Annotated in this window: 7 protein-coding genes; all 7 read left to right on the forward strand. The window is 71.7% G+C overall.

Annotated features, from left to right (window positions below; translation table 11 throughout):
• Positions 1–23: 23 nt before the first annotated feature.
• The 7 genes from ACFU7D_RS12035 to ACFU7D_RS12065 all read left to right on the forward strand — a co-directional run bounded on the left by ACFU7D_RS12035 (position 24) and on the right by ACFU7D_RS12065 (position 9,075).
• Positions 24–881 (forward strand): alpha/beta hydrolase, encoded by an 858-nt coding sequence (locus ACFU7D_RS12035; RefSeq protein WP_378867301.1) that lies wholly within the window; start codon positions 24–26, stop codon positions 879–881.
• 67 nt (positions 882–948) lie between these two features.
• The gene (locus ACFU7D_RS12040; RefSeq protein WP_378867303.1) at positions 949–3,030 is read left to right on the forward strand and encodes a neutral/alkaline non-lysosomal ceramidase N-terminal domain-containing protein; all 2,082 of its coding nucleotides are present in this window, start codon (positions 949–951) and stop codon (positions 3,028–3,030) included.
• The gene (gene sph, locus ACFU7D_RS12045) at positions 3,027–3,959 is read left to right on the forward strand and encodes a sphingomyelin phosphodiesterase (RefSeq protein WP_378867306.1); all 933 of its coding nucleotides are present in this window, start codon (positions 3,027–3,029) and stop codon (positions 3,957–3,959) included. Before ACFU7D_RS12040 ends, sph begins: the two co-directional genes overlap by 4 nt.
• Positions 3,956–5,254: a D-arabinono-1,4-lactone oxidase gene (locus ACFU7D_RS12050; RefSeq protein ID WP_378867308.1), complete on the forward strand. Its 1,299-nt coding sequence runs from the start codon at positions 3,956–3,958 to the stop codon at positions 5,252–5,254. Before sph ends, ACFU7D_RS12050 begins: the two co-directional genes overlap by 4 nt.
• Positions 5,255–5,259: 5 nt before the next feature.
• Positions 5,260–6,453, forward strand: coding sequence for an amino acid deaminase/aldolase (locus tag ACFU7D_RS12055; protein ID WP_378867310.1), 1,194 nt, complete (start codon positions 5,260–5,262; stop codon positions 6,451–6,453).
• Positions 6,450–7,676: an MFS transporter gene (locus ACFU7D_RS12060; RefSeq protein ID WP_378867312.1), complete on the forward strand. Its 1,227-nt coding sequence runs from the start codon at positions 6,450–6,452 to the stop codon at positions 7,674–7,676. Before ACFU7D_RS12055 ends, ACFU7D_RS12060 begins: the two co-directional genes overlap by 4 nt.
• Positions 7,677–7,686: 10 nt before the next feature.
• A complete protein-coding gene (locus tag ACFU7D_RS12065; RefSeq protein WP_378867314.1) occupies positions 7,687–9,075 on the forward strand; it encodes a GH1 family beta-glucosidase in 1,389 nt (462 codons plus the stop codon).
• Positions 9,076–9,114: the final 39 nt, after the last annotated feature.

Here is a 9,114-nt window from a genome sequence, read left to right on the forward strand (position 1 = left end):
GGGTCGGGGTTAATGTCTCGGGCATGTCTTCCCCCGAGCCGACCTTCGTCCTGGTCCACGGCGCCTTCGCCAACTCGTTCTCGTTCGCACCGCTCCAGGCCGAGCTGGCGCTGCGCGGGTTCCGCTCGCTGGCGGTCGACCTTCCCGGTCACGGCTTCGGAGCGACCTTCCCCGTGGCCTACCAGGCACCCCAGGACCTTGCCGCGCTCGCGTCCGCGCCGGGCGGGATCAAGGGCGTGACCCTCGCCGACAACGTCGCCCACCTGGTCTCCGTGCTCGAGCGGGCGAAGGAGCACGGCCCGGTGGTCGTGGTCGCGCACAGCCGCGGCGGGATCACCCTGACCGCGGCCGCCAACGCCCGCCCGGACCTGATCGACCAGATGGTCTACGTCTCGGCCTGGGCCCCGGTGGAGCTCGATGCGGCGGCGTACAACGCCGAGCCCGAGATGGCCTCCTTCGACGCCTCCGTGCTGATCGGCGCGGCCGCCGCCAACCCCGCCGATGTCGGCCTGCTGCGCTGCAACTTCCGCACCGCCTCCCCCGAGGTCCTGGCCGGCCTCAAGCACGCCTTCATGGCCGACGGCACCGACGACGAGTTCCGTACGTTCCTCAACACCTTCCAGCCCGACGAGAACCTCGACGCCGGCAGTCCCGACGATCGCGCCCAGGCGGCCACCTGGGGCACGGTCCCCCGTGCGTTCGTACGCCTCAGCGAGGACGTCAGCATGCCGCCGGCGATGCAGGACCGGCTGATCCGCGAGGGCGACGCCCTCACCCCCGACAACCCGTACGCCGTCCACACCCTGGAGTCGAGCCACCTCCGCTGGCTGGTCCACCCGTCACCTGCGGCGGACCTGCTCGCGGAGATGGCGACCAGCTGAGACCAACAAGTGGGTCATTTGTCCAGGACCCTTGACCCACACTGCCACGGGCAGGCATCCTCCGGGTATGACTTGGGTCACCTGGAAGACGGCGACGGCCACAGCGGCGGTGACGGTCGCTGCGCTCGGACTCGCGGCGGCACCGCCTTCGGCGAGCGCGACAACCACCCCGTCGAGCACCGCACGGGCCGCGACCGACCGGGGCGAGGACTTCCTGGTCGGCCGCGGCATCGCCGACGTCACCGGCGAGGTCGCCGAGGCCGGGATGATGGGGTACGCCGACCTCGGCCAGGTCAGCAGCGGCCTGCACATGCGCCAGCGCGCCCGGGCGTTCGTGATCGCCGACCCGGACTCGGGCGAGCGCGTGGTCCACGTCCTCGCCGACGCCGGGATGATCTTCCAGAGCGTCCGCGACGCCGTGCTGGCGAAGCTCGAGCAGCGCTTCGGCGACACCTACTCCGAGCGCAACGTGATGTTGACGGCTACCCACACGCACGCGGCGCCGGGCGGCTTCTCGCACCACACGCTCTACAACGTCACCACGCTGGGCTACCACGGCAAGACGTTCCGCGCGCTCGTCGACGGGATCGTCTCCTCCGTCGTGCGGGCCGACGCCGACCTCGCTCCGGCCGAGCTGAGCCTGTCGACCAGCGAGCTCACCAACGCCAACGTCAACCGCTCGAAGACGGCGTTCGACCGCAACCCGGAGGCCGACAAGGCCCACTTCCCCGGCGGCGTCGACACCCGGAGCACCACGCTCCAGGTGCGCCGCGCGGGCGAGCTCGACGGCGTCATCAACTGGTTCCCGGTCCACGCGACCAGCATGTCGACCAACAACACCCTGGTGAGCCCCGACAACAAGGGCTACGCCGAGTATGCCTGGGAGCGGCTCGCCCGCGGCGTCGACTACGTCGCGGACAGCGACGACCCCGGCTTCGTCGCGTCCTTCGCGCAGACCAACTCCGGCGACATGTCGCCGAACCTCAACCTGCGGCCCTCCGACGGCCCGACCACGGACCAGTTCGAGAACACCCGGATCATCGGCACGAGGACGTACGACGCCGCCCGCCGCGGGCTCGACGACGACCGCGCGCTGAGCGGGGGCGTCGACTCCCGGATCGTCTACGTGAACCTCGCGAACACCGCGGTACGCCCCGAGTTCACCCCCGACGGGAAGCCGCACACCACCTGCCCGGCCGCGCTCGGCGCGGCGTTCGCGGCGGGCAGCACCGAGGACGGCGGCGGCGGGCTGCCGATCTTCAAGGAGGGCAAGGACGGCGGCAACCCGGCGGTCGCGGCGATCTCCGAGGCGCTCTACACCGCGAGCCCGGCGCTGCGTGCGTGCCAGGGGTCGAAGGAGATCCTGCTCCCGGTCGGAGCGCTCGACATGGTGCAGCAGAAGCTGCCGGTGCAGCTGGTCCGGGTCGGCGACCTCTACCTCGTCGGGATGCCGGCCGAGGTGACCGTGGTGTCCGGTCTGCGGCTGCGACAGGCGGTCGCCGAGGCGGTCGGCACCGACATCGACCACGTGCTGGTGCAGGGCTACGCCAACGCCTACGCGCACTACCTGACCACGCCGGAGGAGTACGAGGCCAAGGAGTACGAGGGCGCCTCGACGCTCTTCGGGCGCTACGAGCTCCCTGCGTTCATGCAGACCGCGGCCGACCTCGGTGCCGCGATGCGGGACGGGGTCGACGTACCGCTCGGCGAGAAGGAGCGCGACCGCAGCGCCGGCCAGCTCGCCTCGCTCCAGGGTGCGGTGGTGGCTGACGCGCCGCCGATCGGGAAGGGCTACGGCGACGTGCTGACCGCGCCGGGCGCGACGTACGGACCGGGCGAGCAGGTGAGCGTGACCTTCGCCGGTGCGCATCCCAACAACGACCTGCACCACGAGGGCAGCTACCTCACCGTGGAGCGGCGTACGCCGGACGGGTGGCAGCGGATCGCCGACGACGGCGACTGGTCGACGAAGCTGCACTGGCAGCGCTACGGCGTCGCCGCGTCGAAGGTGACGATCACCTGGGACGTACCCGAGGACGTGGCGCCCGGGAGCTATCGGATCCGCTACTTCGGCGATGCCCGGAGCCTGCTCGGAACCATCCGGTCGATCAGCGGCACCAGCCCGACGTTCTCGGTCGTGGGCCGATGAGGTCCGCAGCGGTGGGCATCGCGGCGGCGTGCGCACTTGCCGCGACGTTGGTTCCCGGCCCGGCGGCCTCGGCAGCGGCCCCGCCGCCCGACCTGAGCATCCTGACCCACAACGTCGCGATGCTGCCGACGATCCTGGGTGGGAAGGCCAACGGCAACCGGGCGGGCCTGTTCGCCGAGGCCGACCACCTGCGTGGGCACGACGTGGTGGTGCTGGAGGAGGCCTTCGACAACGGCCCGTCCGACACCCTCAAGTCCCGCCTGGCCAGCCAGTATCCCCACCAGACACCGGTCCTCGGCCGCTCCCGCTCGGGCTGGGACGAGACCCTCGGGTCCTACTCCTCGCTGACCCCCGAGGACGGCGGCGTGACGATCCTGAGCCGCTGGCCGATCACGCACCGGGTCCAGTACGTGTACGCCGACGGGTGCGGCGCCGACTGGTTCGCGAACAAGGGGTTCGTCTACGCCCGCCTCGACGTCGACGGCCGACCGGTACACGTGGTCGGCACCCACGTCCAGGCCGAGGACTCCGCCTGCTTCGGTCGTGGGGCCGAGGTCCGGGCCGAGCAGTTCGCCGAGCTCGACGGTTTCCTCGACGGGCTCGCGATCCCGGCCGACGAGCCGATCGTGATCACCGGCGATCTCAACGTGGTCAAGGAGTCCCCCGAGTACGCCACCATGCTGACCGCGCTCGACGCCTCCGCCCCGGCCTTCGCCGGGCATCCCTACAGCTGGGACCCGGAGACCAACCCGCTGGCGAGCTCGGGCGGGCGCGAGCAGCTCGACTACGTGCTGTTCCGGCGCGGCCACCCGCAGCCTCGGGGATGGACCAACACCACCCTGACGCCGACCTCGCCGCCGTGGACCTCCGGCGGGACGACCTACACCGACTACTCCGACCACTATCCGGTCCTGGGAGGGACATCGTGACCTGGCAGAACTGGGCGGGCACCGAGCGGGTCACCCCCGCACGCGTGGCCTCCCCCGCGACGACCGACGAGGTGTCGGCCGCCGTCAAGGAGGCCTCCCGCGACGGACTGAAGGTCCGGATGATCGGCTCGGGACACTCGTTCACGGGCGCGGCGGTCGCTCCCGGCGTACAGCTGCGGCCGGACCGGCTCGACGGCATCCATTCGGTCGACCGCGAGTCCGGACTCGTGACGGTCGACGCGGGCATCCCGCTGCACCGGCTCAATCCGATCCTGGCCGAGCACGGGCTGGCGATGGAGATCCTCGGCGACATCGACCGGCAGACCCTCGCCGGCGCGATCTCGACCGGCACCCACGGCAGCGGCGCCGCGTTCGGCAGCATCTCGACCCAGGTACGCGGCCTCGAGCTCGTCCTCGCCGACGGGTCGGTCGTGCAGTGCTCGGCGACCGAGCGGCCCGAGCTGTTCGAGGCCGCCCGGGTCTCCTTCGGCGCGCTCGGTGTGATCACCAAGGTGACGCTGCAGTGCGTGCCGCTCTATGCGCTGCGGGCCGTCGACGCGGCCGCGCCGCTCGAGGAGGTGCTCGACGGCGTCGACGAGCTGGTCGCCACCAACGACCACTTCGAGTTCTTCTGGTTCCCGCACACGACGACCGCGCTCACCAGGAAGTTCCAGCGCCTGCCCGGCGACAGCGAGCTGCGTCCGATGAGCCGGTTCGCCCGCACTCTCGACGACCGGATCGTCACCAACATCGGCTTCGAGGCGATGCTCCGCGCAGGCACCCGCTTCCCGCGCCTGGTGCCCGGCATCACCCGGTTCGTGACCAAGGCGATCTCCGCACGCGACTTCACCGACCTGGCCCCGAACGTGTTCGCCTCCGACCGGGACGTACGTTTCCGGGAGGGTGAGTACTTCGTGCCGCGCGACGCGCTCGTGCCGGCGCTGCGCGAGCTGAAGCGGTGGGTCGACACCCACGACGAGGCGGTGTCGTTCCCCTTCGAGGTCCGGTTCGTACGTCACGACGACATCTGGCTCTCGCCGGCCTACGAGCGCGACTCGGCCGTCGTGGCCTTCCACCAATACCACCGGATGCCGCACGAGCGCTGGTTCGGCATCTGCGAGGACGTCCTCGGCGCCGCCGGCGGCCGGCCGCACTGGGGCAAGATGCACCGGCTCGACGCGGCGTCGCTGCGCGAGGTCTACCCCCGCTACGACGACTTCGTCGCCCTCCGCGACCGGCTCGACCCGGCGCGCCTGTTCACCAACCCCTACCTGGAACGAGTGCTGGGACGATGAGCCTGATGACCACCTCCCCAGCGACCTCCTACCGCGCGCTCGCGGAGGCGACCTCCGACCTCGAGACGCCCTACGGCGTGCTGGACCTCGGCGCGCTCCGGACCAACGCCGCCGACCTGGTGCGCCGCGCCGCCGGCATCCCGATCCGGGTGGCCAGCAAGTCGGTGCGGTCGCGAGCCGTGATCAGGGACGTGCTGGCGATGCCGGGCTTCCGGGGCGTGCTGGCCTACACCCTTCCCGAAGCTCTCTGGCTGGCCCGCGAGGTCGACGACGTGGTGGTCGGCTACCCGAGCGTCGACCGGGTCGCCCTGCGTACGTTGGCCTCCGACGAGCTGCTCGCCGACCGCGTCACGATCATGGTCGACAGCGTCGACCAGCTCGACCTGATCGACTCGGTCGTCGGCCGCGACGGGCCACCGATCCGGGTCTGCCTCGAGCTCGACGCCTCGCTGCGGCTCGCCGGCGGACTCGTGCACCTCGGCGCCCGCCGCTCCCCCGTGCACACGCCCGAGCAGGCCGCGAAGCTCGCCCGTGCGATCGTGGCCCGTCCGCGGTATCGGCTGGTCGGCATGATGGGCTACGAGGGCCAGATCGCCGGCGTCGGCGACGACCAGCCGGGTCTGCGCAAGCACGCGGTCCGTGCGGTGCAGTGGCTCTCCGCGCGCGAGCTGGCGGAGCGTCGTGCCGCCGCGGTCAGCGCGGTCCGCCGGATCGCTCCGCTGGAGTTCGTCAACGGTGGCGGCACCGGCAGCATCGAGACGACCCGCGCGGAGTCCGCGGTCACCGAGATCGCCGCGGGATCCGGCCTGTTCGGACCGCACCTGTTCGACCACTACACCCGGTTCACACCGCGGCCCGCGGCGTACTTCGTCCTCTCCGTCGTACGCCGCCCCTCACCGCGCCACGCCACCGTGCTCGGCGGCGGCTGGATCGCCTCCGGAGCCGCCGGGGCCGACCGGTTGCCGGCACCCGTCTGGCCGCGGGGGCTCAAGCTGCTGCCCGCCGAGGGCGCCGGCGAGGTGCAGACGCCGCTGACCGGCCCCGGCGCGGCCGGTCTGAGGATCGACGACCGGGTGTGGTTCCGGCACACCAAGGCCGGCGAGCTGTCCGAGCACCTCGACGCCTTCCACGTCGTCGACGACGGCGCCCTCGTCGGCGAGGTCGCGACCTACCGTGGCGAAGGCACCGCCTTCCTGTGAGCACCGGGCTCGCCGCACCCACCGAGCGGGCGACCCGGCCGTGGGTCGCCGCGATCTCGCTCGCGAACGCCGGCCTCTACACCGCCTGGTTCGGCCCGATCCTGACCCTGCTCGGGATCCAGGCGGAGCGCTTCGCCGGAGACGACAAGGAGGCGGCGCTCGCCTGGATCCTCGGCATCGGTGCGCTCTTCTCGACGGCCGCGAACCCGATCTTCGGTGCGCTCTCGGACCGTACGACCTCCCGGTTCGGACGCCGCCTCCCCTGGATCGTGGCCGGCACGACCGGCGGCGTCGCGAGCCTGGTCCTGCTCGCCTTCGCGCCCAACCTCACCGTCGTGACCGCCGGCTGGTGTCTCGCGCAGCTCTCCCTCAACGCCAACCTCGCGGCCATCACGGCTGCCGTACCCGACCACGTTCCCCACCGCCAGCGCGGCACCGTGGGCGGCTACCTCGGCCTGGCGCAGACCGTCGGCTCGGTCGTCGGTGCCGGGCTCGCCGCTGCCGCCGGCGGCATCACCGGCGGCTACCTCGCCTGCGCGGCCTTCCTGGTGATCGCGACCGTGCCGTACGTCGTGATGCGCCGCGACCTCGTGCTCGACCGCGCCGACCGGCCACCGTTCTCGTGGACGACGTTCGCGAAGGGGTTCTGGGTCAGCCCGCGCCGCCACCCGGACTTCGCCTGGGCCTGGCTGACCCGGTTCCTGATCAACCTGGGTTTCGCGATCGGCCTGGTCTACCTCCTCTACTACCTCGACGACGAGGTCGGCTACGCCGACCCGGAGACCGGTGTCTTCCTGCTCTCCGCGCTCAACTCGCTGGCCCTGCTCGTCACCGTGGTCGGCGCCGGTGCGTTGTCGGACCGCATCGGGCGTCGGCGCGTCTTCGTGCTCGTCGCCGGAGTCGTCATGGCCGGGTCCACCCTGAGTCTCGGGGGCTGGAGCACCTGGCCGACGACGGTGGCTGCCGTCATCGTGCTCGGGCTGGGCATGGGGATCTTCACCTCCGTCGACCTTGCCCTGATGATCGACGTCCTTCCCGAGGCCGCCGACCGCGGCAAGGACCTCGGCGTCATCAACATCGCCAACGCGCTGCCGCAGGTGCTCGCTCCGGTCATCGCCGCGCCGCTCGTCGCCACCCTGGGATACCCAGCCCTCTATGCCGCGGCGGCCGCCGCCGCCCTCGCCGGCGCCGTGCTCGTCTTCCAGATCAAGTCCGTTCGATGAAGGAGTCCCGATGACCGATTTCCCCGCCCTCCCCGCCGACTTCACGTACGGCGTGTCGACGGCGTCGTACCAGATCGAGGGAGCCGTCGGCGAGGACGGCCGCGGCACCTCGATCTGGGACACGTTCAGCACGGAGCCCGGCCGGATCAAGAACGGCGAGACGGGCGCGGTCGCGTGCGACCACTACCACCGATGGCCGGAGGACGTCGCGCTGATGAAGGACCTCGGCATCGACTCCTACCGGTTCTCCGTCGCCTGGCCGCGGATCCAGCCGACCGGGTCCGGACCGGCCAACGAGGCCGGGCTCGCCTTCTACGACAAGCTGGTCGACGCGCTGCTGGAGGCCGGCATCGAGCCGGCCGTGACGCTCTACCACTGGGACCTGCCGCAGCCGCTCCAGGACGCCGGCGGCTGGCAGAGCCGGGAGACCGCGCAGCGGCTGGCCGACTACGCCACGATCGTCGCCGACCGGCTCGGTGACCGGGTCTCGATGTGGATGCCGCTCAACGAGCCGGTCGTGGTCACGATGCTCGGCCACGCCATCGGGACCCACGCACCCGGCCAGAGCCTCGGCTTCGACGCGCTCCCCGTCGCCCACCACCAGCTGCTCGGCCACGGACTCGCCGTCCAGGCGCTGCGGGCCGCCGGCGCCACCAACATCGGGATCGCGTCGAACCACACCCCGACCTGGGCCGCGAGCGACTCCGCCGAGGACCGCGAGGCCGCGGCGGCGTACGACACCCTGGCGAACTGGCTCTTCGCCGACCCGATCCTGCGCGGGTCCTACCCCGACGGGATGGAGGGGTTCATGCCTGGACCGGTCGCCGACGACCTGGCGGTGATCTCGACGCCGCTGGACTGGTTCGGCGTCAACTACTACCAGCCGACCCTGGTCGGTGTGCCCGGCGCGGCGGGTGAGGAGTCACCGGTGCTGGAGGGTGCGGCGCTGCCCGAGGGGATGCCGTTCGAGCTGCGCCGGATCACCGGCGTACCGACCACCGACTTCGGCTGGGCGATCGTTCCCGACGGGCTGCGGGAGATCCTGACCACCTTCCACCAGCGGTACGGCGACGCGCTGCCGCCGCTCTACGTCACCGAGAGTGGCTGCTCCTATCACGACAAGGTCGTCGACGGACGGGTCTCCGACCAGGCGCGGATCGACTACCACGACGGCCACCTGCGCGCGATCGCCCGGGCGATCGAGGACGGCGTCGACGTACGCGGCTACTTCACCTGGTCTCTGCTCGACAACTTCGAGTGGGCCGAGGGCTTCACCGAGCGGTTCGGGCTCGTGCACGTCGACTACGACACCCTCACCCGGACCCCGAAGGACTCCTACCTCTGGCTCCAGCAGCTGCTGGCGGGCACCTGGGGACAATCGCGCCGCGCCGGGGAATAGCCGGTGGCGCTCCAGGCGCCCACGCTGGACAGCATCGAC

The organism is Nocardioides sp. NPDC057577, assembly GCF_042801335.1.
Classification (GTDB): Bacteria; Actinomycetota; Actinomycetes; order Propionibacteriales; family Nocardioidaceae; genus Nocardioides.